23 protein-coding genes are annotated in these 22906 nt (G+C 70.1%); 10 read left to right on the top strand and 13 right to left on the bottom strand.

All coding sequences use genetic code 11. From position 1 onward, the window contains the following. The first annotated feature begins 46 nt into the window (after nt 1-46). Nucleotides 47-835 carry a S16 family serine protease gene (locus ACF1FZ_RS05940; RefSeq protein WP_391772131.1) on the top strand — a complete coding sequence of 263 codons (789 nt, stop codon included), beginning with the start codon at nt 47-49 and terminating at the stop codon, nt 833-835. Here ACF1FZ_RS05940 and ACF1FZ_RS05935 read toward each other — a convergent pair. The 8 genes from ACF1FZ_RS05935 to ACF1FZ_RS05900 form a co-directional block, all read right to left on the bottom strand. Continuing rightward, complete coding sequence (locus ACF1FZ_RS05935; RefSeq protein ID WP_391772130.1) at nt 765-2084, bottom strand: MFS transporter; 1320 nt, start codon at nt 2082-2084, stop codon at nt 765-767. The two genes, ACF1FZ_RS05940 and ACF1FZ_RS05935, sit on opposite strands and share 71 nt — an antisense overlap. A 2-nt stretch (nt 2085-2086) precedes the next feature. Continuing rightward, nucleotides 2087-2269 (bottom strand): hypothetical protein, encoded by a 183-nt coding sequence (locus ACF1FZ_RS05930; RefSeq protein WP_391772129.1) that lies wholly within the window; start codon nt 2267-2269, stop codon nt 2087-2089. 11 nt (nt 2270-2280) lie between these two features. Further along, entirely contained in the window at nt 2281-2898 is a 618-nt protein-coding gene (locus ACF1FZ_RS05925) for a transcriptional regulator (RefSeq protein ID WP_250286288.1), read from the bottom strand. A gap of 76 nt (nt 2899-2974) precedes the next feature. After that, nucleotides 2975-3946, bottom strand: coding sequence for a glycine betaine ABC transporter substrate-binding protein (locus tag ACF1FZ_RS05920; protein WP_391772128.1), 972 nt, complete (start codon nt 3944-3946; stop codon nt 2975-2977). Continuing rightward, entirely contained in the window at nt 3943-4797 is an 855-nt protein-coding gene (locus tag ACF1FZ_RS05915; protein ID WP_391772127.1) for an ABC transporter permease, read from the bottom strand. Before ACF1FZ_RS05915 ends, ACF1FZ_RS05920 begins: the two co-directional genes overlap by 4 nt. Then, complete coding sequence (locus ACF1FZ_RS05910) at nt 4794-6062, bottom strand: ABC transporter ATP-binding protein (protein WP_391772126.1); 1269 nt, start codon at nt 6060-6062, stop codon at nt 4794-4796. Before ACF1FZ_RS05910 ends, ACF1FZ_RS05915 begins: the two co-directional genes overlap by 4 nt. Continuing rightward, a complete protein-coding gene (locus ACF1FZ_RS05905) occupies nt 6055-6702 on the bottom strand; it encodes an ABC transporter permease (RefSeq protein ID WP_391772125.1) in 648 nt (215 codons plus the stop codon). Before ACF1FZ_RS05905 ends, ACF1FZ_RS05910 begins: the two co-directional genes overlap by 8 nt. Nucleotides 6703-6718: 16 nt before the next feature. Then, nucleotides 6719-7192 (bottom strand): Lrp/AsnC family transcriptional regulator, encoded by a 474-nt coding sequence (locus tag ACF1FZ_RS05900; RefSeq protein WP_391772124.1) that lies wholly within the window; start codon nt 7190-7192, stop codon nt 6719-6721. Between the two features lie 122 nt (nt 7193-7314). Between ACF1FZ_RS05900 and hppD the strand changes: the two genes are divergently transcribed. Next, nucleotides 7315-8460 (top strand): 4-hydroxyphenylpyruvate dioxygenase, encoded by a 1146-nt coding sequence (gene hppD / locus ACF1FZ_RS05895; protein ID WP_391772123.1) that lies wholly within the window; start codon nt 7315-7317, stop codon nt 8458-8460. Nucleotides 8461-8477: 17 nt separating this feature from the next. Here the strand turns inward: hppD and ACF1FZ_RS05890 are convergent, their stop codons facing one another. Continuing rightward, on the bottom strand, nt 8478-10094 hold the full coding sequence (locus ACF1FZ_RS05890; RefSeq protein WP_391772122.1) for a hypothetical protein: 1617 nt from the start codon (nt 10092-10094) through the stop codon (nt 8478-8480). A gap of 97 nt (nt 10095-10191) precedes the next feature. On the opposite strand from ACF1FZ_RS05890, the gene ACF1FZ_RS05885 reads away from it, so the two are divergent. Then, entirely contained in the window at nt 10192-11559 is a 1368-nt protein-coding gene (locus ACF1FZ_RS05885; protein ID WP_391772121.1) for an FAD-binding oxidoreductase, read from the top strand. A 15-nt stretch (nt 11560-11574) separates the two neighbouring features. On the opposite strand, the gene ACF1FZ_RS05880 is transcribed toward ACF1FZ_RS05885, so the two are convergent. Then, nucleotides 11575-12051 carry an SsgA family sporulation/cell division regulator gene (locus tag ACF1FZ_RS05880; protein WP_391772120.1) on the bottom strand — a complete coding sequence of 159 codons (477 nt, stop codon included), beginning with the start codon at nt 12049-12051 and terminating at the stop codon, nt 11575-11577. A 218-nt stretch (nt 12052-12269) separates the two neighbouring features. Here ACF1FZ_RS05880 and ACF1FZ_RS05875 point away from each other — a divergent pair, with 218 nt between their 5' ends. Continuing rightward, nucleotides 12270-13775 carry an RDD family protein gene (locus ACF1FZ_RS05875; protein ID WP_391772119.1) on the top strand — a complete coding sequence of 502 codons (1506 nt, stop codon included), beginning with the start codon at nt 12270-12272 and terminating at the stop codon, nt 13773-13775. An 87-nt stretch (nt 13776-13862) separates the two neighbouring features. Beyond that, nucleotides 13863-14513 (top strand): RDD family protein, encoded by a 651-nt coding sequence (locus ACF1FZ_RS05870; protein ID WP_391772118.1) that lies wholly within the window; start codon nt 13863-13865, stop codon nt 14511-14513. 11 nt (nt 14514-14524) lie between these two features. Here the strand turns inward: ACF1FZ_RS05870 and ACF1FZ_RS05865 are convergent, their stop codons facing one another. Continuing rightward, entirely contained in the window at nt 14525-14812 is a 288-nt protein-coding gene (locus tag ACF1FZ_RS05865; RefSeq protein ID WP_391772117.1) for a hypothetical protein, read from the bottom strand. Nucleotides 14813-15193: 381 nt separating this feature from the next. Between ACF1FZ_RS05865 and ACF1FZ_RS05860 the strand changes: the two genes are divergently transcribed. Together ACF1FZ_RS05860 and ACF1FZ_RS05855 are read left to right on the top strand one after the other, a co-directional pair. Continuing rightward, nucleotides 15194-17593, top strand: coding sequence for an immune inhibitor A domain-containing protein (locus ACF1FZ_RS05860; RefSeq protein ID WP_391772116.1), 2400 nt, complete (start codon nt 15194-15196; stop codon nt 17591-17593). A 122-nt stretch (nt 17594-17715) separates the two neighbouring features. Then, entirely contained in the window at nt 17716-18060 is a 345-nt protein-coding gene (locus ACF1FZ_RS05855) for a hypothetical protein (RefSeq protein WP_391772115.1), read from the top strand. A 15-nt stretch (nt 18061-18075) separates the two neighbouring features. Here the strand turns inward: ACF1FZ_RS05855 and ACF1FZ_RS05850 are convergent, their stop codons facing one another. Both ACF1FZ_RS05850 and ACF1FZ_RS05845 read right to left on the bottom strand, forming a co-directional pair. Continuing rightward, entirely contained in the window at nt 18076-18660 is a 585-nt protein-coding gene (locus ACF1FZ_RS05850; RefSeq protein ID WP_391772114.1) for an isochorismatase family protein, read from the bottom strand. Nucleotides 18661-18818: 158 nt separating this feature from the next. After that, nucleotides 18819-20147 (bottom strand): nicotinate phosphoribosyltransferase, encoded by a 1329-nt coding sequence (locus ACF1FZ_RS05845; protein ID WP_391772113.1) that lies wholly within the window; start codon nt 20145-20147, stop codon nt 18819-18821. An 87-nt stretch (nt 20148-20234) separates the two neighbouring features. On the opposite strand from ACF1FZ_RS05845, the gene clpS reads away from it, so the two are divergent. The 3 genes from clpS (at nt 20235) to ACF1FZ_RS05830 (ending at nt 22906) form a co-directional block, all read left to right on the top strand. Further along, on the top strand, nt 20235-20543 hold the full coding sequence (gene clpS, locus ACF1FZ_RS05840; protein ID WP_322984998.1) for an ATP-dependent Clp protease adapter ClpS: 309 nt from the start codon (nt 20235-20237) through the stop codon (nt 20541-20543). Nucleotides 20544-20584: 41 nt separating this feature from the next. Next, nucleotides 20585-21172 carry a DUF2017 domain-containing protein gene (locus ACF1FZ_RS05835; RefSeq protein WP_391772112.1) on the top strand — a complete coding sequence of 196 codons (588 nt, stop codon included), beginning with the start codon at nt 20585-20587 and terminating at the stop codon, nt 21170-21172. Nucleotides 21173-21475: 303 nt separating this feature from the next. Beyond that, on the top strand, nt 21476-22906 hold the full coding sequence (locus ACF1FZ_RS05830; RefSeq protein WP_391772111.1) for an amino acid permease: 1431 nt from the start codon (nt 21476-21478) through the stop codon (nt 22904-22906).

Raw genomic sequence — 22906 nt, 5'->3', positions numbered from 1 at the left:
GCCGGGGCGGTCGGAGCCGGAGACGTACGGCGGATAGATTGGACGGGTGGCCATTCGTCTCTCCCGCCCCCGTGCTCTCGTCCTCTGTGCGCTGCCCGTCCTCGCGCTGTTCGGTACCGCGGCCTTCGCTCCGCTCCCGTTCACCGTGGCGCAGCCCGGCAGTACCGCCGACGTCCTGGGGGAGGACAAGGGGAAGCAGGTCATCACGATCAAGGGCGCGCCCACCCGCAGCACCGACGGCGAGCTGCGGATGACGACGATCCTCGCGACGTCTCCGGCGGCCGACGTCGGGGTCGGCGATGTGGTGGACAGCTGGTTCAGGGCGGACCGGGCGGTCATGCCGCGCGACTCCGTCTATCCGACGGGCGGCTCCGAGAAGGAGATCGAGCGGCACAACCTCCAGGACATGAAGGAGTCGCAGGACGTCGCCGTCGAAGCGGCTCTGAACTACCTGGACAGGAAGCCTGGTTCGGTGGACGTCACCCTGCGGCTCGCCGATGTCGGCGGGCCCAGCGCGGGCCTGTTCTTCTCGCTCGGCATCATCGACAAGCTGGCCGGTGACGGTTCCGGCGGCGATCTGACCGGCGGCCGCACCGTCGCCGGTACGGGGACGATCGAGGCCGACGGCGCGGTCGGCGCGGTCGGCGGGGTCTCCCTCAAGACGCAGGCCGCCCGGCGCGACGGCGCGACCGTCTTCCTGGTGCCGAAGGCCGAGTGCAAGCAGGCGAAGGCCGAGCGGCCCGAGGGCCTGCGGCTGATCCCCGTCACGACGCTGAAGGGCGCGGTGTCCTCGCTGCGGGCCCTGGACCAGGGTGGGAAGGTTCCGAGCTGCTGACCTGCGGCTTCGGGCCCTCCATGCCGCGCCACGCGGGAAAGACCAGTGGGCTCAGCGTCGCCAGGAAGTACACCCCGCCCATCGCGAGCAGAGCCCCTGACGCGCCCATCCCCTCGACCAGCAGACCTGCGGCCAGGCCGCCCACCGGCATGGCGAGCTCGCAGCCCGCCGTGAGCGCGCCGGACACCCGGCTCCGCAGCTCCTCGGGGACGCGTTCGTACGTCACCGTCGTCAGGATCGGGTTGAGCATGCCGCCCGCGACGCCGCCCAGCGCCATCGTGACTGCGAGTGGCAACGTCGTCCCGGTCAGCGCCGCGACCGCGAACCTCGGTGCACCGCACAGCACCACGCACACCGTGAAGACGGTCCGCCGCGAGAAGCGGTGTCCCACCGCTCCGTACAGCAGCGCGCCGGTCAGCCCGCCCGCTCCGAACAGCGCGGTGAGCAGGCCCAGGTCGGTCGCCCCGCCCAGCTCGCCCTCGGCGTGCACGGGCAGCAGGACGGCGTTCCAGCCCTGGTCGGTGCCGTTCATGAACATCACCATGACGACGACGGCGAGCAGCAGCCGGTTGCCCAGCAAGTAGGCGTAGCCCTCCCTCAGTTCGGTCCGGTACGCGCGCAGGGAGACCGGGGCCTCGGCCTTGCGGGGTTCGGCGGCACGGACCCCTCGTACGCCCGTCGCGACGAGCAGCGCGGACAGTGCGAACGTGGCGGCGTCCAGCAGGAGTACCGTCTCGGCCCCGATGAATGCGATCAGCACGCCCGCCAGTGCGGCGCCGACCATGCGGGCGCCGCGCGACACCGCGTCGAAGAGGCTCGCGGCGCGGGTGAGCGTGGTGCCCGCGTGCTCGGCGAGGTCGGGTACCAGGACGTAGCGCGCCGTGTTGCCGGGTGTGTGGGCCAGGCCGTTCAGCGCCATCAGCGCGCACAGCATCCAGAATTCGAGGGCGCCCGCGTGGTGCAGCAGCGGGATGGCGGCGACGGCCGCGCCGCAGACCGTGTCGGAGGCGACGGCGACGCGCCGCCGGCCCACCCGGTCGATGAGGGGCCCGCCCACCAGGGCGGCGACGACGATCGGCAGGGTCGCGCAGAAGGCGACGACACCGGCCCGGCCCGCGCTCCCGGTGGTTTCCAGGACGAACCACGGAACCCCGATGAGGGTCAGTGAAGTGCCCGCAGTGGATATCAAGTTGGCCGCCAGGACGGCTGCGAGCGGCGTACGGTTCCGGGCCGGCTTCCTCCCGTCCACCGTCAGACCGTTCGCGCGGCGCGGGCCGGGGCCGGCCCGGCCTGCGTCAGACGCAGGCCCAGCTCGATCATCCTCCAGCCCACCCGGTGGCGCAGTCCGGGCCGCTCGTAGGTGAACTCCGCTGCCACACGGTGGAGTTCGGTGGCGCGGTAGGTGTGGAGCAGGTGATGGATGTCGCTGTGCATGACGGATCCCCTCAGTCGGCGGGGCGCGGGAACACGTGCACGTGGGTGCGGACGACGGCCGATCCCTCGGTGCCCTCGGGGACGCGGCCCCGGTAGCTGTTCACCAGCTCCTGCATCTTCTCCGCCAGCTCCAGGGAGAGTTCAGGGGTGAGGCGCAGCTTGAAGTCACTGAGGTCGAAGGCCTGACGCCACTCCTCGGGCCATTCGTGCAGCGTCCCGAGCCAGGTGTTCAGCTCCTGGGCGTGCGTGGTCGCCACCTCGTGGAGCACGACTCCGATGGCTCCGCGCACCTCGGGGTCCGGGTGCTGCAGGAAGTTCTCGGCGTGTCCGAAGACCGTGCCCGTATGGACGGCCTTCCACCACCGCTCCCGCCCCTTGCCGCGCTCCGGGTCGTCCTCGACGAAGCCGTATGCGGCGAGCTGCCGCAGGTGGTAGCTGGTGGCGCCGCTGGACTCGCCGAGCCGGTCGGCGAGTCCAGAGGCGGTGGCGGGGCCGAACTCCCTCAGGGCGTTCAGCAGCCGGATGCGCAGAGGGTGGGCGAGTCCGCGCAGGGTGCGGGTGTCGACGTGGTGGATCCTGGGGTCGTCGGCGTACGACGCCGGCCGGCCTTCGGGCTCGTTCGGTGGCATGCGACGACCATAGGGTTGCAAAGACTGCTTTGCAACACGTTTTTTGCAACGAACCCTTTGGAACTCCGGGTTCCGCTCAGCCCTCCCTGATGAATCCCTCCTTCACCAGCCAGTCCTTCGCCACCTCGTGCGGGTCCTCTCCGTCCACGTCCACCTTGGAGTTCAGCTCCTGTGCGAGCGGCGTCGTCAGCTTCTCGGTCACCGGGGCCAGCAGTCCGGCGATCTCCGGGTACTTCTTCAGGGTCGCCGTGTGGATTGCGGGGGCCGCGTTGTAGTTGGGGAAGAACTGCTTGTCGTCCTCCAGCACGTCCAGGTTCATCGCCTTGATGCGGCCGTCCGTGGTGTACACCTCGCCCAGCAGGCAGGAGTCGGACTCCGACACCTGGGTGTAGATGATCCCCGCGTCCATCTTCTGGATGTTCGAGGCGGGCAGCTTCATCCCGTACTTCTTCTGCATGCCGGGCAGTCCGTCGTCACGCGAGGCGAACTCGTTCTCCACGCAGACCGTCACGGCCTTCGGGTCCTTCTTCGCGAGCTCGGCCACGTCCGAGAGCGTCTTCAGTTTGTACTTGGCGTTGTTCTTCTTGCTGATGGACAGGGCGTACGTGTTGTCGAGCGTGGACGGGGGGAGCCAGGTCACCCCGTTCCCCTCGTCCTCGTCGCGGACGACCTCGTACTGCTCCTGCGGGTCGACGACCGGTTCGGCATGGCCCAGGTAGGTGATCCACGCCGTGCCCGTGTAGTCGTACAGGGCATCGGCCTCGCCCTTGAGGACCGCCTCGCGCGCGCTGATCGACCCCGGCAGGTTCGTCCGGTCCAGGACCTCGGCACCGGCCGCCTTGAAGAGCAGACCCATGATGTGCCCGAGGATGATGTTCTCGCTGAAGTTCTTCGAGGTCACCGTCAGCGACGCGCCCTTGAGCGGCTGCCCCTTGCCGACCGACCCCGGTTCCACCTCGTCCACCAGCGGTGATCCGCTCTTCAGCCCGCACCCCGTGAGCAGGAGGGCGAGCGCGGCCGCCGATGCCAGGCCCGTACGTACCCTCACGCTTCCTCCAGTCCGCGCGGCTTCAGCCACAGTTCGACCAGCGAGGCCAGCCAGTCCACCAGCAGGGCCAGCACCACCGTCAGTACGGATCCGAGCACCAGCACGGGCATGCGCTGCGTCTGGATCCCCGAGGTGATCAGGTCGCCGAGCCCGCCGCCGCCCCCGAAGGTGGCCAGGGTCGCCGTGCCCACGTTGAGCACCAGGGCGGTGCGTACGCCCGCCAGGATCAGCGGGACGGCGAGCGGCAGTTCGACCTTGGTGAGCGTGCCCATGGCGGACATGCCGATGCCCCTGGAAGCCTCCACCAGCGTCGGCTCGATCTGGTTCAGACCCGCCACCGTGTTGGAGAGCACCGGGAGGACCGCGTAGATCACCATGCCGGTGATGGCCGTCGACGGGCCGATGCCCAGCCAGATCACCAGCAGGGCCAGAAGCCCGATCGCGGGCGTCGCCTGACCGATGTTGGCGAGGGCCGTGACCCAGGGGGCGGCCTTCTTCAGCCCGCGCCGGGTCAACGCGATGCCGGCCGGGATGGCGATGACCAGCACCCAGCAGGTGGAGATCGCGGTCAGCCTGACGTGCTGCCACCAGCGCACCTGCACGGTGTCGCCGGCCAGTGAGTTCTGCGCGACGGAGTCGAGGTCGACGTTGGAGATCCACAGGTAGGTCGCGACCAGGACGACGGCGCAGACGGCCGGCACCAGCACGAGCTTCTTCCAGGTGATCCGGCGCGCCTGGCCGGAGGGCGGCGGGGTGGGCTCCGCCTCCTCGTCACGGAAGGCGTGACCGTTGACGTCGTGCTCGCCGGGTGGTCGTGTGTCCCTGGGGAACACCTGACGGCTGGGGGTCATAGCCCGCTGCCACCGCCCTCGAGTTCCTGTTCCGTCAGATGGGCCCGGGACTCCTCCAGATCGTGCCGGTGCTCCATCGCGGCGAGCCGGTCGGCCTCCAGGAGTTCCTGCACGGAGTTCAGCAGGGTGTGCATGTCCACGACGCCGATGAACTCGCCGCGCCGCCCCGTCACGGCGACCCGCCCGCCGCTGTCGGTCAGCACCGCCTCCAGCGCGTCGTGGAGCGTCGCGTCCCGGGTCACCGTGTCGTGCACCAGCTGCCCGGCCCTGGCGAGTGAACCCTTGGCCCGCATCAGGTCGCCGCGCCGCAGCCACTTGTACGGACGGTTGCGTCGGTCCAGCATCAGCAGTTCGTTGTGCTGGCCGTCACGCAGCTTGTTGAAGATCGACTGGAGCGGGTCCTCGACGGTCACCGTGGGGAAGTCGGCGATCCCCACGTCCCGTACGCGAGTGAGATTGAGCCGCTTCAGGGCCGCCCCCGCCCCCACGAACCCCGAGACGAAGTCGTCCGTCGGGTTGGTCAGGATGGCCTCGGGCGTGTCGAACTGCGCGATGTGTGACTGCTCCCGCAGGACCGCGATCCGGTCACCCAGCTTGATGGCCTCGTCGAAGTCGTGGGTGACGAAGACGATCGTCTTGTGCAGCTCGTGCTGGAGCCGGATCAGCTCGTCCTGGAGATGGTCGCGGGTGATCGGGTCGACCGCTCCGAACGGCTCGTCCATCAGCAGCACCGGCGGGTCCGCGGCCAGTGCCCGCGCCACCCCCACGCGCTGCTGCTGGCCGCCGGAGAGCTGGCGCGGGTACCGGCCGTGGAACTCCCGGGGGTCCAGACCGACGAGGTCGAGCATCTCCTCGACCCGGTCCTTCACCCCGGACTTCGACCAGCCCGTCATCTTCGGCACGAGGGCGATGTTCTCCGCGACCGTCATGTGGGGGAAGAGACCCGAGGACTGGATGGCGTAACCGATCTTGCGGCGCAGCTTCACCGGGTCCATGTCGGTGACGTCCTCGTCGTTGATCCTGATCCGCCCGGACGTCGGCTCGATCAGGCGGTTGATCATCTTCAGCGTGGTCGACTTCCCGCAGCCCGAGGGGCCCACGAGAATCACGGTCTCACCGGCCTTGATGTCCATGGACACGTTGTCCACGGCGGGACTGGGGTTGCCGGGGTAGGACTTGCTGAGGTTCTCCAGCTGGATCGTCGCGCCCGAGGTGGCGGGGCGGGGCGGGGCCGGATCCGTCGGCCCGGTGGCGGTCTCAGGCACGGATCCCCCTAGGGATGGTGAGCCGCCCGAGCAGTACGTACGCGGCGTCGAGGAGCAGGGCGAGGATGACGATGCCGATCGTGCCGGCGAGGACCTGATTGATGGCGTTGGCGCTTCCGAGTGAGGCGAGTCCGCGGAAGATCTCGTTGCCGAGACCGGGACCCGAGGCGTACGCGGCGATGGCGGCGATGCCCATCAGCATCTGGGTGGCGACCCGGATGCCGGTGAGGACGGGCGGCCACGCGAGCGGCAGTTCCACCTTGAGCAGCCGCCTCGTGCGGGACATCCCGATGCCCTTCGCCGCGTCGACGAGGGAGGGATCGACCCCGCGCAGCCCGACGATGCAGTTACGGACGATGGGCAGCAGCCCGTACAGGGTCAGGATGATCACGGTGGGCGGCACCCCGAGGCCGACCAGCGGGATCAGCAGCCCGATCGCCGCGAGCGACGGGATGGTGAGGATCGCCGAGGTGGAGGTGACCGCCAGGGCACCGCCCCAGCCGCTGCGGTAACTGACCACACCGATCAGGACGCCGAGGACGGTGGCGATGACCATGCACTGGAAGACGGCGCTGACGTGCTGGAACGCGTCCGTGAGCAACTGCTGGTGCCTCGTGCTCACATACTCCCAGAAGTTCACATGTTGCTCCCTCGGCTCAGTCGGTGTCCTCTGCAGCCTGCTCGATCAGCGGGATAATACGCAGGGGCACCGGATTTTCCATGACGATCGCCGTGGACGCCCGGACGATGCCATCAAAGCCGAGGACCAGGTCGATCACCCGCTGGAGATCGGCGTTCGAGCGGGCGACGAGCCGGCAGAGCATGTCCCCCTGACCGGTCGTCGTGTGCAGTTCCAGCACCTCCGGCACGCCGCGCAAATGGGCCCGTACGTCCGCGCCTTGCCCCTGCTTGATCTCCAGCGTGGCGAACGCGGTGACGGGGTAGCCGAGCGCCGCCGGGTCCACGTCCGGGCCGAGGCCGCGGATGACGCCGTTGGACTGAAGCCGGTCCAGCCGCGCCTGCACCGTCCCGCGCGCCACCCCCAGCCGCCGTGACGCCTCGAGTACACCGATACGGGGCTCGCGGGCCAGCAGCACGATGAGCCGGCCGTCCAGTCGATCGATCGCCATGATCCGCCTCCCGGTGGTCAGCCTGTACGGACAGCCCGCCCATCCTGGCGTCCGGGTGTACAGATTGACCAGTGGATCCGCGAACTGTTGCGCACCTTGCGGAGCGGCGGGAACCTTCGGACATGACTGAGACTGTGCACACCACTCCTGACACCGCCCGGCAGGCCGATCCCTTCCCGGTCAAGGGAATGGACGCGGTGGTCTTCGCCGTGGGCAACGCCAAGCAGGCGGCGCACTACTACTCGACCGCCTTCGGCATGAAGCTCGTCGCCTACTCCGGACCGGAGAACGGCAGCCGCGAGACCGCGAGTTACGTCCTGACCAACGGTTCCGCCCGCTTCGTCCTCACCTCCGTCATCAAGGCGTCCACCGAATGGGGTGCCTTCCTCGCCGACCACGTGCACGCCCACGGCGACGGTGTGGTCGACCTCGCCATCGAGGTCCCCGACGCCCGTGCGGCCTACGCGTACGCCGTCGAGCACGGCGCGTGGGGCATCACCGAGCCGTACGAGGTCAAGGACGGGAACGGCACGGTCGTCCTGGCCGCCGTCGCCACGTACGGGAAGACCCGCCACACGCTGGTCGAGCGCGGCGGTTACGACGGGCCCTACCTCCCGGGCTACACGGCCGCGGACCCGATCGTCGAGCCGGCGGCCAAGCGCACCTTCCAGGCCATCGACCACTGCGTCGGCAACGTCGAGCTCGGCCGGATGAACGAGTGGGTGGCCTTCTACAACAAGGTCATGGGCTTCACCAACATGAAGGAGTTCGTCGGCGACGACATCGCCACCGAGTACTCCGCCCTCATGTCGAAGGTCGTCGCCGACGGCACGCTCAAGGTGAAGTTCCCCATCAACGAGCCGGCGATCGCGAAGAAGAAGTCGCAGATCGACGAGTACCTGGAGTTCTACGGCGGCGCCGGCGTCCAGCACATCGCACTCGCCACCAACGACATCGTCGCCTCCGTGAAGGCGATGCGGGCGGCCGGCGTGCAGTTCCTGGACACCCCGGACTCGTACTACGACACCCTGGGGGAGTGGGCGGGTGAGACCCGCGTGCCCGTGGAGACGCTGCGCGAGCTGAAGATCCTCGTCGACCGGGACGAGGACGGCTACCTGCTGCAGATCTTCACCAAGCCGGTCCAGGACCGCCCGACGGTCTTCTTCGAGATGATCGAGCGGCACGGTTCCATGGGCTTCGGCAAGGGCAACTTCAAGGCCCTGTTCGAGGCGATCGAGCGCGAGCAGGAGAAGCGCGGCAACCTGTAGCCACCGCACGCGAGGGGTCACGGGCTCGCCGTGGCACTGGGCTTCACCTGCGGGTCCGGTGCCGCCGGCCGCGAGGGCTCCCTCCCGGACTCCTCCTCGGTCTCCTGCGCGGCCTCCCGGGAAGGCCCGGGCCCGGTGGAGGACCCGGGTCCCGCGGAGGGCTCCGGCGGCTGCATCCGGGCCGGGCCGCCCGGCGCCGGTTCCCCCAGGGCGTCCAGGGCCTCCCGCGCCAGCGGGGCGGCCAGAGGTGAGAAGTCCGGGTTCGTGCGGAGAGCCTGCTCCAGATGACCGCGCGCCGGGCCGTCCTGCCCCAGGGAACTCTCGATCATCCCCAGGTGATAGGCGTAGGAGGCGTCCCGTACGCCCGTCTCCACCGCCCGCTCCGCGTACTGCACGGCCTCCTCGCTCCGGCCCGCCCGGTGCAGTGACCAGGCCAGGGCGTCCGCCACCGCCGAGCTGCGCCGCTGCGCCCCCCACTCGGCGCGCATCAGCTCCACCGCCGCCCCGGGGTCGCCGTGGTCGGCCTCGAAACGGGCCTCGGTGAGCGCCTCGTCGACCCCGGCCGTCCTCGCCCGGGTGAGGAGGTCGCGGAGCTTCGTGTACTGGGTGCGGGCGTCGCCGTCCAGATCCATCGACTCGTACAGCTCGCCCAGTTCGAGCACGTACTCGGGGCGGGGCAGCTTCGTCGTCACCGTCCGGTAGTCCGCCAGCGCCTCGTCGGTGCGCCCCAGCGCCACCAGGGCGCGGGCCCGGCCCGCGAGGGAGGCGAGATGGCCGCGGTCCGTGCGCAGGGCCGCGTCGTACTGGGCGAGGGCGTGGGCCGGCTCCCCGCGCTCCGCGGCGAGGTCCCCGAGGCGGTGCAGGGCCGCCGCCTTGCCGGCCGGCGTGGTGGCGCGGTCCGCCGCCTCCTGGGCGGTGGCCAGGGCGTCCTCGCGCCAGCCCTGGTTGCGGTACATGTCGGAGGTCCTGCCCAGGGCGGGGGCGCCCTTGCGGAGGGCACCGAACTCCTCCGTCGCCTTCGCCGCCGCCGCGTACTCACCGAGGCCGGTGTAGGCGTCGATCAGCACCGGGTACACCGTCCAGTTCTTCGGCTGCCGCGCGCGGACCGTCTCCCCCCACTTCTTCGCGGCGAGGAAGTCGTTCCGGGCGTTGGCGAGTGCACCGAGACCCACCCAGGCCTCCGTGTTCCCGCGTTCACCCGGCTGCGCGGCCAGCGAACGCCGGAGGGCCTGCTCGGCACGGGTGTAGTACGCCGTGTCGGCGGAGCGCCGCCCCCATTCCACGTACGCCGAGCCGAGCACCGCCCAGGACGGGGCGTCCGCGGGGTGCGCCTCCACCCACTTCTGCCGGTCGCCGATGAGGGCCGTCAGATCGGACAGGGACGCCGGTGAACCCGCCGCGGCGGCGGCCTCGGCCCGGGCCACGGGCCCCGGCGCGGGCGGTCCGGCCTTCTCGGCACCGTCCGGTACGGCGATCACCGCACCGCTCACGAGAACGGCCCCGGCCACCGCGCCGAACACCGCCCTGCGCAACGTCGTGCGCGTCGGCGCGGAAGGCGGAGGGACGGACGTCGCACCCTGGGGCGGCAGGGTGGAGGGGGGCGGCTCCGGGTTCTGCTGCGGCTTGGCATCCATGGCCATCACTCTGCGTCAGTACGAAGATCACATCGCGTTTCGCGAAGGCTGACGCAGGCGGGTTCACACCATCGGCCCCGGGTGTCACGCTTGGATCATGGACGATCTCCTCGAACGACTCCGCGCAGGTCTTCCCGCCGAGGCACTGATCACGGACCCGGACGTCACCGCGTCCTACGCCCACGACATGGCGAGCTTCTGCGACGCCGGCGCCCCCGCCGTCGTGGTGCTCCCGCGCACGGTCGAGGAGGTCCAGCACGTCATGCGGACCGCCACCGCCCTGCGGGTCCCCGTCGTCCCCCAGGGCGCGAGGACCGGACTGTCGGGGGCGGCCAACGCCTCCGACGGCTGCATCGTGCTCTCCCTGGTGAAGATGGACCGGATCCTGGAGATCAGCCCGGTCGACCGGATCGCGGTCGTCGAACCGGGCGTCGTCAACGCGACGCTGTCCCGCGCCGTCGAGGAACACGGGCTGTGCTACCCCCCGGACCCGTCGAGCTGGGAGACGTGCACGATCGGCGGCAACATCGGCACCGCGTCCGGCGGCCTGTGCTGTGTGAAGTACGGCGTCACCGCCGAATACGTCCTGGGCCTGGAAGTCGTCCTGGCCGACGGGCGGCTGCTGAACACCGGGCGGCGCACCGCCAAGGGTGTCGCCGGGTACGACCTCACCCGGCTCTTCGTGGGTTCGGAAGGCAGCCTCGGGATCGTGGTCAAGGCCGTCCTCGCGCTGCGGCCCCGGCCATCGCAGCAGCTCGTGCTCGCCGCCGAGTTCCCCTCCGCGACGGCGGCCTGCGACGCGGTGTGCCGGATCATGGAGCGAGGACACACTCCGTCACTCCTCGAACTGATGGACCGTACGACCGTGCGCGCCGTCAACGCCCTGGCCTCCATGGGGCTCCCCGAGACGACCGAGGCGCTGCTGCTCTGCGCCTTCGACACGCCCGACCCGGCCGCCGACCTCGCAGCCGTCGGAGAGCTGTGCACCGCTGCCGGGGCCACCGGGGTCGTGCCCGCCGACGACGCGGCCGAGTCCGGGCTCCTGCTGCAGGCACGCCGCCTGGCCCTCCCCGCCATGGAGGCCGTCAGGCCCGCGACGATGATCGACGACGTGTGCGTGCCGCGCTCCCGGCTGGGCGCGATGATCGAGGGGACCGCCGCCGTCGCCGCGAAGTACGGGCTCACCATCGGTGTCTGTGCCCACGCCGGCGACGGGAACACCCACCCCGTCGTCTGCTTCGACCACACGGACGCCGACGAGTCCCGCAGGGCCCGCGAATCCTTCGACGAGATCATGGCGCTGGGCCTCGAACTGGGCGGCACCATCACCGGCGAACACGGGGTGGGCGTCCTGAAGAAGGAGTGGCTCGCCCGCGAACTGGGCGAGGTGGGTGTCGAACTGCAGCGCGGGATCAAGGCCGCCTTCGACCCGCTGGGGCTGCTCAACCCCGGCAAGCTCTTCTGAGCCGCGCGCCACGGTTCAGACCTCGCCGTCCTGCGGCTCGTCCTGGGACCAGGGATCGCTCGGCCACAGGTCGTCGGCCGGCAGCGGGGTGAGCAGTTCGGTGAGTGCCCCCTCCAGGCCGATCAGCGCGGTCTCGGTGCCCGGGGGCACCACCCGCAGGGTGCGCTCCACCCAGGCGGCCACGGCTGTCGACGGCATCTCCAGGAGGGCGTTGCCGTCGGGCGAGGTGAGCGCGGCGCAGACGGCGCCCTGGCCCCCGGCCTTCGTGGGCCAGATCCGTACGTCACCGTGCCCGCACGGCCGGAACACCCCCTCCACGAGGAGTTCGCGGGCGAACGTCCAGTGCACGGGCGCCTCGGAGCCGATGTGGAAGGTGATGTGCACGGCGTACGGGTCGTCGGTGAAGTAGGACAGCCGGGCGGGCACGGGGACGGACCGTTCGGGTGAGAGGACCAGCTTCACTTCCAGCTCACGTTCGACGGCGTTCTGCATGAGGGTGCACGACCTTCCGATGCTCGTAGGTGCCGGTCCCACGACCGGTCCGTAGAAAGGAGAGAGCGCCTTCCCTGGTGTCTATGACGCGACTTCCCAGAAAAACTTCCCCGGACCCTGAAAGTGGTCCAAACGGCAGGACAGGCACGGGGGTGCTCGGAGGTCTGATAGATGTGGACCCTTGTATTGAGGCCTCGAAGAGATACGGGACCACGGTGATGAGCGCCCCAACCCCGGCACCCGGTGACGAAAGCCCCCGTGAGGGGTACTACCCCGATCCGTCCATTCCCGGATACGTCCGGTACTGGAACGGCGCTTCGTGGGTCCCCGGCACGAGCCGGCCCGCGCCCCCGCAGGGCGGCACCACTCCCTCGACGTCCCCGGCCGCGGCGTCCGGCACGGCCCCGCCGTCCCCGGCCCCGGTGGACGAGACGGGTCCGATGTACTTCGACGAGGCCGACGCGGCGGACATGGCCGACGGGGACGCCGGTGAGGCGCCGGCGGCCTCCGACCGGTCCAGGCCGGTGACCGCCTGGCAGGCCGACACCTCCCGGCAGACCGGATTCGGCGGTGAACGCGACCACCGGGTCTCGTGGGGTGGCCAGGATCCGCGTACGTCCGGGGCACCCGAACCCGGGACGCCGCCCGCGGCTTCTGCTCCCGTCCCGTCCGCGAGGCCCCCCGCCGCCTCCGCCCCGGCGGACGGCGCGCCCGGCGGCCGCGCGTCCTTCGACCCCCGCGGGTCCGGTGCCCCTGACCCGGCGCGCGGCGCTCTGCCCGCGACGCGGGACGGCGACGACGAGGTGACCGACGGAACGGCCACGGTCCGCGCGATGGGCCCTGGGGCCTCCGGCCTCCGGCGTCCGAGTGAGCCGGGGCCGGCCCCGGCCGAGGGGACGATGACGATCCGTGCCGTGCCGCCCGGCGGCACACCGCAGCCTTCCGCCCCCGCACTGCCGCCCGCCCTGCCGCCCGCGCCGTCGCCCGCCCTGCCGCAGCCGCAGTCGCCGGGGCTGAACACCCCTCCCGTCCCGGGCTCCGGTGGCGGGTCCCCCTCCTGGCCGCAACAGGTCCACCAGCTCGCCCGGCCCGAGCAGGCGGTCCGCCCGCAGCCCCGGCCCCACCAGCAGAGCCCGGTGCCCGCGCAGCAGCAGGGTGCCGGGCCGGAGCAGCAGCCCGTCGTGCCCTGGAAGCCGCCGGTGGACGACCCCTTCCAGCAGCTCGCCCGGGCCCAGGCCTCCGCCAGGCCCGCCGGTCTCGGCAGGCGGCTGGCGGCCCGGCTCCTGGACACGGTCGTCCTCGGAGCGCTCGTCGGTGCGGCCGGCTTCCCCCTGGTCACCCGGGCGATGGACCACATCGACCAGAAGATCCGAGCGGCGAAGCTGTCCGGTGAGACGGTCACCGTCTGGTTCCTTGACTCCACCACGGCCGGCCTGTTCGGCGGGGTGCTCGCCGCCTTCCTGGTCCTCGGTTTCGTCCTGGAGGCCGTGCCCACCGCCAAGTGGGGCCGCACGCTGGGCAAGAAGCTGTGCGGTCTCGAGGTGCGCGACATCGAGTCCCACGACGTACCGCACCTGGGCGCCGCTCTGCGCCGCTGGCTGGTGTACGGGGTGCTGGGCCTGATCGTCGTCGGGGTGATCAACGTGCTCTGGTGTCTGATCGACCGTCCGTGGCGCCAGTGCTGGCACGACAAGGCGGCCCGCACCTTCGTCGCGGGCCGGTGACGGCCCGTACGCCCGTGTGCTGACGCCCTGTCCCCCGAAGGGACCCCAGCCGTTGCGGGGCTTCGCGGGCCGGGGTGCACTGCCCCCATGAGTAACGTGCCGCCTCCTCCGCCGCCCGACGACGACCCCTTCTCGAAGCGGCCGCCGCAGGGGCCGCCTCCCTCGGGCGGTTCGCCCTACGACAACGTGCCACCACCGCCCCCGCCGCACGGCCCGTACGGCGGCGGTGGCCCTTACGGCGGTGTGGATCCGCTGGCCGGTATGCCCCCGCTCGCCGAACCGGGCAAGCGGATTCTGGCGCGGCTGATCGATTTCCTCATCATCTCGATCCCGCTGTACCTGATCTCGCTGCCCTTCGGCGGGGCGGTCGACGTCACGTCGGACGGGGGCGACGACGACTTCGGCACCACCATCGGCAACACCTACTCCGGGCACCAGCTGGTGTGGTCGCTGATCGGCCTGGTGGTCTACGTCGCCTACGACACGTACTTCACGCACAAGGACGGCCGGACGCCCGGCAAGCGGCTGCTCAAGATGCGCGTCGCGATGCTCAACGACGGCTCGGTCCCCGATACGAGCTCCTCGCTGATGCGGGCCGTCGTGCTCTGGCTCCCCGCGCTGCTGTGCTGCCCGTGCCTGTGGTGGCTGATCAACATCGTGCTGATGTTCACGGACAAGCCCTACCGGCAGGGTCTGCAGGACAAGGCGGGCAAAACCGTGGTCGTCACCGTCCCCTGAGCGAGGGGTGTTCAGCGGCGCAGCGAGTGCTCACCGACGCGCTCCCGCTGTGCGGCGGCGATCTCGATGTCCTCGATCGTGCGGAGCGTACGGGCGGCGGTGGGCGCCGTCGTCTTCCGGGTGGCCTTCGTGCGGGTCGGCAGGGCCATGGCCACCAGCAGCCCGAGCACCAGCGCCGCAGTGCCGACGGCTGCCACGCCGAGGCCTGATTCCGTGCGGAACAGCAACAGCATGGCGAGGGCGGAGACGACGACGGTGGCCGAACCGTAGAAGAACTGGGCAGCAGTCGGACGCGGCATGGGGGTTATCCGTCCTCGGGGCGTCGGATAGGGAAGTCTCTCAACACGTTCGCACTGTCAATCGACTCTACGACGGTGGATGCCCGGGAGGAACGGGTAGTAAGCGTGACCTAACCCATGGTACCGGTGCACGGGGGGCGCACGGAGTCACGCAGGTGCCGGCAGGAGTCTTCGGCACGCCGGCCGGCTGCCGGGCCGTTCTGGAGGTGCGTCCGGATACCGGAAGGGGACTCCGCATAGTGCAGTTGGTGTGTGCAAGTCAAGATCTGTCTTTTCTCTCATAACTCCGATCGAATGTCGTCACTTGTGACGCGTTGAACGCGCGCGGCCCGTATCCACCCCCCTGGCCGCGGCCGCGGACGCCGGGGAGGACTGCATCAAGTGACCACTCAGAGAAGGGCGCTACGCGCCACCGCCGTAGCCGTCTGCCTGGCCGCCACCGCCGCGACGGCGTCCGCCCTCGCCACGGCGCAGGCGGACGACCGGACGCCGGAACCAGGCACGTCCCTCGTGGACCGGCGCGATCCCGCGCCGGCCAAGGCGCACGAACACGACCTGGAAGGCCCCTTCAGCAAGGAGCAGGACGCGCAGCGTCAGGCCGCGCTGGAACAGGTCCTGTCCGGGGACAAGAAGGTGACCGCCAAGGGCGGTTCCAAGGTCGTCAAGCTCGGCAGGAGCAAGTACGTCGAACTCGGCCGCGAGAAGACCGACAAGATCTTCACCGTCCTCGTGGAGTTCGGCGACCAGGTCGACGACACCACGATGTTCGACCCCGACGGCGACGGCCCGAAGCCGCCCGTCAAGAAGTACGGCGGCACGCCCGGCCCCCTGCACAACGAGATAGCCGAGCCCGACCCGGCGAAGGACAACAGCACCGCCTGGCAGGCCGACTACAGCCAGGAGCACTTCCAGGACCTGTACTTCGGCGAGGGCAAGGGCAAGGAATCGCTGAAGACGTACTACGAGAAGACGTCCTCCGGGCGCTACTCGGTCGACGGTGAGGTCTCCGACTGGGTCAAGGTCCCCTACAACGAGGCCCGTTACGGTTCCAATTACTGCGGCTCGACCAACTGCGCCAACGTCTGGGACGCCGTCCGCGACGGCGTCGAGGCCTGGGTCGCGGACCAGAAGGCCCAGGGCCGTACCCCGGACGAGATCAAGACGGACCTCGCGCAGTACGACGAGTGGGACCGTTACGACTTCGACGGTGACGGCAACTTCAACGAGCGCGACGGCTACATCGACCACTTCCAGCTCGTCCACGCCGGCGAGGACGAGTCCGCGGGCGGCGGCACCGAGGGCACCGACGCCATCTGGGCGCACCGCTGGTACGCGTACGGCACCGACGCCGGAGCGACGGGCCCCGAGGGCAACAAGGCCGGCGGCGCCGAGATCGGCGACACGGGCATCTGGGTCGGCGACTACACCGCGCAGCCCGAGAACGGCGGCCTGGGCGTCTTCGCCCACGAGTACGGCCATGACCTCGGCCTCCCGGACCTGTACGACACCTCCGGCGGCGGCGAGAACTCCGTCGGCTTCTGGTCCCTGATGTCGGCGGGTTCCTGGCTCGGTACCGGTAAGGGCGAGATAGGCGACCTGCCGGGTGACATGACCGCCTGGGACAAGCTCCAGCTGGGCTGGCTCGACTACGACGTGGCCGAGGCCGCCACGAAGTCGACGCACAAGCTGGGTGTCGCCGAGTACAACACCAAGGACAAGCAGGCGCTCGTCGTCGAGCTGCCGGAGAAGTCCGTCACCACCACGGTCACCGAGCCCGCGGAAGGCTCCAAGCAGTGGTGGAGCGGCATGGGCGACGACCTCTCGAACACCCTGACCCGCCCGGTCGACCTGACCGGTACGACGTCCGCCTCGCTGGACCTCTCCGGCTGGTACGACATCGAGGCCGACTACGACTACCTCTACACCGAGGTGTCCGAGAACGGCGGCACCAGCTGGACCGCGCTCGACGGCACGGCCGACGGCAAGGCCCTCCCGCGCGACGCCAGCGGAAAGCCGGCCCTGACGGACGTCTCCGGCGCGTACAGGAAGCTCTCCTTCCCGCTGGACGCCTACGCGGGCAAGAAGATCGACCTCCGCTTCCGCTACCAGACGGACGGCGGCGCGGGCGGCAAGGGCTTCGCGGCCGACGCCATCACGGTCACCGCGGACGGCTCCGCGCTCTTCACGGACAATGCCGAGGGCGACGACAACGGCTGGACCGTCAAGGGCTTCTCGCGGACCGGTGCGTCGTTCACCGACGACTACCCGCAGTACTACATCGCCGAGAACCGCCAGTACGTCTCGTACGACAAGACCCTCGCGGTCGGCCCGTACAACTTCGGCTTCTCCACGACCCGCCCCGACTGGGTCGAGCACTACGCCTACCAGAACGGCCTGATGGTGTGGCTCTGGGACACCTCCCAGAAGGACAACAACACCTCCGTCCACCCCGGACAGGGCCTGATCCTTCCGGTGGACTCCCACGCCAAGCCGCTGAAGTGGACGGACGGCACGCTCCTGCGCAACAAGATCCAGCCCTTCGACGCGCCGTTCAGCTGGTACCCGAACAAGGGGTTCACGCTGCACAACGCGGACGTCCCGCTGAGGATCAAGCCGTCACTGGGCGTCCCGGTCTTCGACGACCGCAAGGGCACGTACTGGTACGAGGAGAACCCGACGGGCAGTGTCAAGGTCACTGACACCAACACCCGGATCTCCATCGTGAACGAGCCGCTCAGCGGCTCGACGATCACCGTGAAGGTCGGCCCCTCGGGCAAGTAATCGCTGAAGAAGCAGGTCAGAACATGATCGGCCGTCGCCCCCTGGCGGGCGGCGGCCGATCGTGTTTAAGTGCGTCCTACCGAATCCTTATTGACGCGAAGTCTTACGGGGGAGCACGAAGCATGGCAGGCGGAGGTTTCTGCAGGCTGCCCAACGGCACGGTGGTGGTGGCGCTGGTCCTCAACGGCCCGGCCGGGGTGTCCGGCTCCGGAGAGCCGGTACGGGTGCTGGTGCACGCGGCGAACCGGGCGCGCGCCCTGACCAGGCTGCGCAACCTCGGACTGCGCGCCGTCTACCTCCGGGGCAACGCCCAGCCGCCCACTCCCGACGAGATCACGGCCGTCCTGCACCATCCGGACGGCCTCCTGTGGCGGACGGCCCCGCAGACCGGCCAGGAGCTCTGGCACCCGATACGGGCGCTGCTGGGAGCCTCCGGACACGCGGGACCGGCCCGCCCGGCGGCCTGAGCGTCCCGGGAGGCGTCAGACGACCGGCTTGCCCGACAGCTCCACACCGGCGGTCCGCAGCTCCTCCAGGGCCCGCTCCGTGGTTCCCTCGGCCACCCCGGCGGTCAGGTCCAGCAGCACGTGCGTGACGAAGCCCTCCCGGGCGGCGTCCAGGGCCGTGGCGCGCACACAGTGGTCCGTGGCGATGCCGACGACGTCGACGGCGGTGACCGACCGCTCCCGCAGCCACCGGGCCAGTCCGGTGCCGTTCTCGTCGACGCCCTCGAAGCCGCTGTACGCCGCGGTGTACGCCCCCTTGTCGAAGACGGTGTCGATCGCGCCGGAAGCCACGGCGGGGGCGAAGTTGGGGTGGAAGCCCACGCCCTCCGTGCCGGCGACGCAGTGCGGCGGCCAGGAGTGCTCGAAGTCGGGCGTCGCGGAGAAGTGGTCACCGGGGTCGATGTGATGGTCCCGGGTGGCCACGACGTGCCGGTAGCCGGGCTGGGCCTCGCCGATCAGGTCGGTGATGGCGGCGGCGACATCGGCGCCGCCCGCCACCGCGAGGCTGCCGCCCTCGCAGAAGTCGTTCTGAACGTCGACGACGATCAAGGCGCGATGCATGACGGTTGTCCTTCGGTGGGGGTCCGGCGAAGTGTACGGATGTGAACGGTGGGGATGTCACCGAGCCTAGAGACTCGGCGCACCCCGCGGGAGGGGGCACACACGTCGCTCCCGTGCCCTGCCCGGCGCACGGGAAGCAGGGCCCGGAGCCCGGCCCCCTACACGTACTCCGTGGGAAGCACCGGCTCCCCCCGCGACAGCTGCATCGCCGACATCGGCAGCCCCGCGCGCGCCGCGACGTGCCGCTCCCGCGCGGCCTCCAGCGGCTCCCGGCCGACCACCTCGCCGCCCCTGACCAGCTCCACCTGCATCTGCCGGTCCACCAGCTCCGCCGGGACCTCTCCGCTGCCGATCACCTCGGCCTCGGCCACCCCGGCCTCGTCGAGCCTGCGCGCCGCCCACTTGCGGCCACCCCTGGACGACTTCGCGCCCAGCGACTTCTTCACCACCGGCAGCAGCGGATCGGCCGGATCGGCGGACCGCGCACGCGCCACCAGCTTGTAGACCATGGAGGCCGTCGGGTGACCGCTCCCGGTGACCAGCTGTGTGCCCACCCCGTAGGCGTCGACGGGCGCGGCGGCCAGCGAGGCGATCGCGTACTCGTCCAGGTCCGACGTGACCACGATCTTCGTCTCCGTGGCACCCAGCTCGTCCAGCTGCTGGCGCACCCGGTGCGCGACCAGCAGCAGGTCGCCCGAGTCGATCCGTACGGCGCCGAGCTCGGGTCCGGCGATCTCCACGGCCGTACGGACGGCCTCGGTCACGTCGTAGGTGTCGACCAGCAGCGAGGTGCCCCGGCCCAGCGAGTCCACCTGCGCCCGGAAGGCGTCCCGCTCGCTGTCGTGCAGGAGCGTGAAGGCGTGCGCGCTCGTCCCGACGGTCGGGATGTTGTACCGGAAGCCGGCCGCCAGGTCCGAGGTGGTGTGGAAGCCGCCGACGTACGCGGCCCGGGCCGACGCCACCGCCGACAGCTCGTGCGTGCGCCGCGCCCCCATCTCGATGAGCCGGCGGCCCTGCGCGGCGGACGACATCCGGGACGCGGCGGCCGCGATCGCCGAGTCGTGGTTCAGGATCGACAGGACCACCGTCTCCAGCAGCACGCACTCGGCGAAGGAGCCCTCGACGCGCAGGAGCGGCGAGCCCGGGAAGTACACCTCGCCCTCCGGGTAGCCCCAGATGTCACCGCTGAAGCGGTAGTCGGCCAGCCAGTCGACGGTGGGGGAGTCCACGATGCGCTGGTCGCGCAGGAAGGCGAGCATCTCGTCGTCGAAGTGGAAGTTCTCCACCGCGTCCAGCACCCGCCCGGTGCCGGCCACGACGCCGTAGCGCCGGCCCTCGGGCAGCCGGCGGGTGAAGGCCTCGAAGACGGAGCGCCGGTCCGCGGTGCCGGCCCTGAGTGCGGCCTGCACCATCGTGAGCTCGTACTGGTCGGTGAAGAGCGCGGTCGACGGCACACCGACCCGTCGCCCAAGGTCCGCTGAGTTCATGCCAGGGATGCTACCCCCTATTCGTCAAAGTGACGAATAGGGGCGCCGTTTGTGCGCGGGCCCCCCTCTGGTGGCAGCATGGGGTAGGTGAGCGTTGCTGCCCCCGTAGAGATCGAACGTCCCGAATCGGCCGAGGAGGCCTTCGCCGTCCCCGAACCCGATGTCCCCTGGGTGACGCTGGTGCACAACGACCCGGTCAACCTCATGAGCTATGTGACGTATGTCTTCCAGGCCTACTTCGGCTATTCCAAGGACAAGGCGCACAAGCTGATGCTCGACGTCCACCAGAAGGGCCGAGCGGTCGTCTCCAGCGGCAGCCGCGAGGAGATGGAGCGCGACGTCCAGGCCATGCACGGCTACGGGCTCTGGGCCACGCTCACCCAGGACCGCAACTGACCCACCGCTGCCCCTCCGTCCGACCCACCATCGGAGAATTCATGGCCGGCCACTTCGAGGCCACCCCAGGCGGCGGCGCGTCCGTCGCCCTCGACGAGGTCGAGATCGCCATCCTGCGCTCCCTCGCCGTCCAGCTGCTCGAACTGATCGGCCCCGGCACCCGGCCCGCCGAGGACGAGGACCCCCTCGCCGCGCTCTTCGCCGAGGGGCCCAGCGAACCGCCGAGCGACCCCGCCCTGGCCCGGCTCTTCCCGGAGGCGTACGGCGACGAGGACAAGGAGCTGCGCGAGGCCTCCGCCGAATTCCGCCGCTTCACCGAGAACGACCTGCGCACCCGCAAGCGTGAGGACGCCCTCGCCGTCGTGCGGACACTGGACGCCCTCACGCCCGTGGCGGACGGCGGTGCGGTGCTCGCCCTCACCGCCGACGAGTGCCACCACTGGCTGGGCTCCCTCAACGACCTCCGGCTCACGATCGGCACGCGGCTGGAGGTGTCCGACGAGGACGAGGGCCAGGGCGGCTCGCTCTACCGGCTCCCCGACAGTGACCCGCGCAAACCGATGGTGATGGCCTACCTCTGGCTCGGCGCGCTCCAGGAAACGCTCATCGAAACGCTGATGCCCGACTGAGACCGGCCGGGTTCGCTCAAGGATTTCTCAAATCCGGATAACGATCCCATCACCTGAATGGTCTTCTTTGCAGCGCCTGGAAACCCTTGTCCGCTTTTCCTTGTGGTGTACGCCACACGATGCCCGGTGACCCCATCCGGCGGTCGTGATAAATCTTCACGACCGCCCGGGGACGCCACCCCTGCCCCCGGGGGCGCCACAGACCGGCCGAACGCCGGCGGCACTCCATCCATATCCGGGGGGATCAGGACCTGATCCGACGCCGAAGGCGGCGCGGGTCGGCGTGGAGAAAGGCGCACCACCATGACATCGGCGCAGGTCGACAAGGGACAGGCGGACGGCCCGGAGACTGTTGACGTCTCGGCGGGCGAGGGCTACCAGCGTGGCCTGGGCGCCCGCCAGATCCAGATGATAGCCATCGGCGGAGCCATCGGCACGGGGCTCTTCCTCGGCGCCGGAAAAGCGATCGACAGGGCAGGGCCCAGCCTCATCCTGGCGTACGCCATCGCGGGCCTGGTCATCTTCTTCATCATGCGTGCGCTGGGCGAACTCCTCATGTACCGCCCGGTCTCCGGCTCGTTCGCGGAGTACGCGCGAGAATTCCTCGGCCCCTTCTTCGGATTCGTCACCGGCTGGACCTACTGGCTCTTCTGGGTCGTCACCGGAATCACCGAAGTCACCGCCGCGGCCACCTATATGACGTACTGGTGGGACATCCCGCAATGGCTGTCCGCACTGGTCTTCACCGTCATCCTCTACGGCGCCAACCTGATCTCGGTGAAGCTCTTCGGCGAGCTCGAGTTCTGGTTCTCGATGGTCAAGGTCACCGCGATCATCGGCATGATCCTCATCTGCGCCGGAGTGCTCACCGTCGGCTTCTCCGACGCGGGTGACACCGCCACGGTCGCCAACCTGTGGAACGACGGCGGCTTCTTCCCCGAAGGCATCAGCGGCACGCTGATGACCCTCCAGATCGTGATGTTCGCCTTCCTCGCCGTCGAACTCGTCGGCGTCACCGCCGGTGAGTCCAAGGACCCGAAGACCGTCCTGCCCAAGGCCATCAACACCGTGCCGTGGCGCATCGCCGTCTTCTACGTCGGCGCACTGATCATGATCCTGTCCGTCGTCCCGTGGAGCACCTTCAAGCCGGGCGTCTCACCGTTCGTCGCCGCCTTCGAGGAGATGGGCCTCGGCATCGGCGCCGCGATCGTCAATTTCGTCGTGCTCACCGCCGCGCTCTCCTCCTGCAACTCCGGCATGTACTCCACCGGGCGCATGCTCCGGGACCTCGCACTCAACGGACAGGGCCCCAGGGCCTTCACCAAGCTGACGAGGAACGGGCTCCCGCTGGTCGGCACCACGTTCTCCGCCGCGCTGATGCTCGTCGGCGTCTGGATCAACTACCAGTGGCCGGGCGAGGCCTTCAACTACGTCGTCTCCTTCGCGACCATCTCCGGCATGTGGGCCTGGATCATGATCCTGATCTCCCAGATCCGCTACCGGGCCAAGGCCGACCGCGGCGAACTGCCCCAGTCCGCCTTCAAGGCCCCCGGAGCACCCTTCAGCAGCTGGTTCGCCCTCGGCTTCATCGGACTCGTCATCATCATGATGGCCATCGACGAGGACGCCAGGATCTCGCTGTACTGCGCACCCGTGTGGGCCCTCGTCCTCGGCGTCTCCTACCTGGTGCTCAAGGCCCGCAACCCCGGGAACGCCGCCTTCACCAAGCGCTGA

It is taken from the genome of Streptomyces sp. NPDC014623 (assembly GCF_043088245.1).
Lineage (GTDB): Bacteria > Actinomycetota > Actinomycetes > Streptomycetales > Streptomycetaceae > Streptomyces.
The sequence above is the reverse complement of the archived record's forward strand: the minus strand, read 5'-3'. Positions and strand labels throughout refer to the sequence as shown.

Excerpts from the sequence above, each read along its gene's own strand:
- ACF1FZ_RS05930 (WP_391772129.1), bottom strand. The coding sequence starts at position 2,269 with ATGCACAGCGACATCCATCACCTGCTCCACACCTACCGCGCCACCGAA.
- ACF1FZ_RS05925 (WP_250286288.1), bottom strand. The coding sequence starts at position 2,898 with ATGCCACCGAACGAGCCCGAAGGCCGGCCGGCGTCGTACGCCGACGAC.
- ACF1FZ_RS05915 (WP_391772127.1), bottom strand. The coding sequence starts at position 4,797 with ATGACCCCCAGCCGTCAGGTGTTCCCCAGGGACACACGACCACCCGGC.
- ACF1FZ_RS05900 (WP_391772124.1), bottom strand. The coding sequence starts at position 7,192 with ATGGCGATCGATCGACTGGACGGCCGGCTCATCGTGCTGCTGGCCCGC.
- hppD (WP_391772123.1), top strand. The coding sequence starts at position 7,315 with ATGACTGAGACTGTGCACACCACTCCTGACACCGCCCGGCAGGCCGAT.
- ACF1FZ_RS05890 (WP_391772122.1), bottom strand. The coding sequence starts at position 10,094 with ATGGATGCCAAGCCGCAGCAGAACCCGGAGCCGCCCCCCTCCACCCTG.
- ACF1FZ_RS05885 (WP_391772121.1), top strand. The coding sequence starts at position 10,192 with ATGGACGATCTCCTCGAACGACTCCGCGCAGGTCTTCCCGCCGAGGCA.
- ACF1FZ_RS05880 (WP_391772120.1), bottom strand. The coding sequence starts at position 12,051 with ATGCAGAACGCCGTCGAACGTGAGCTGGAAGTGAAGCTGGTCCTCTCA.
- ACF1FZ_RS05875 (WP_391772119.1), top strand. The coding sequence starts at position 12,270 with ATGAGCGCCCCAACCCCGGCACCCGGTGACGAAAGCCCCCGTGAGGGG.
- ACF1FZ_RS05870 (WP_391772118.1), top strand. The coding sequence starts at position 13,863 with ATGAGTAACGTGCCGCCTCCTCCGCCGCCCGACGACGACCCCTTCTCG.
- ACF1FZ_RS05865 (WP_391772117.1), bottom strand. The coding sequence starts at position 14,812 with ATGCCGCGTCCGACTGCTGCCCAGTTCTTCTACGGTTCGGCCACCGTC.
- ACF1FZ_RS05855 (WP_391772115.1), top strand. The coding sequence starts at position 17,716 with ATGGCAGGCGGAGGTTTCTGCAGGCTGCCCAACGGCACGGTGGTGGTG.
- ACF1FZ_RS05850 (WP_391772114.1), bottom strand. The coding sequence starts at position 18,660 with ATGCATCGCGCCTTGATCGTCGTCGACGTTCAGAACGACTTCTGCGAG.
- ACF1FZ_RS05845 (WP_391772113.1), bottom strand. The coding sequence starts at position 20,147 with ATGAACTCAGCGGACCTTGGGCGACGGGTCGGTGTGCCGTCGACCGCG.
- ACF1FZ_RS05835 (WP_391772112.1), top strand. The coding sequence starts at position 20,585 with ATGGCCGGCCACTTCGAGGCCACCCCAGGCGGCGGCGCGTCCGTCGCC.
- ACF1FZ_RS05830 (WP_391772111.1), top strand. The coding sequence starts at position 21,476 with ATGACATCGGCGCAGGTCGACAAGGGACAGGCGGACGGCCCGGAGACT.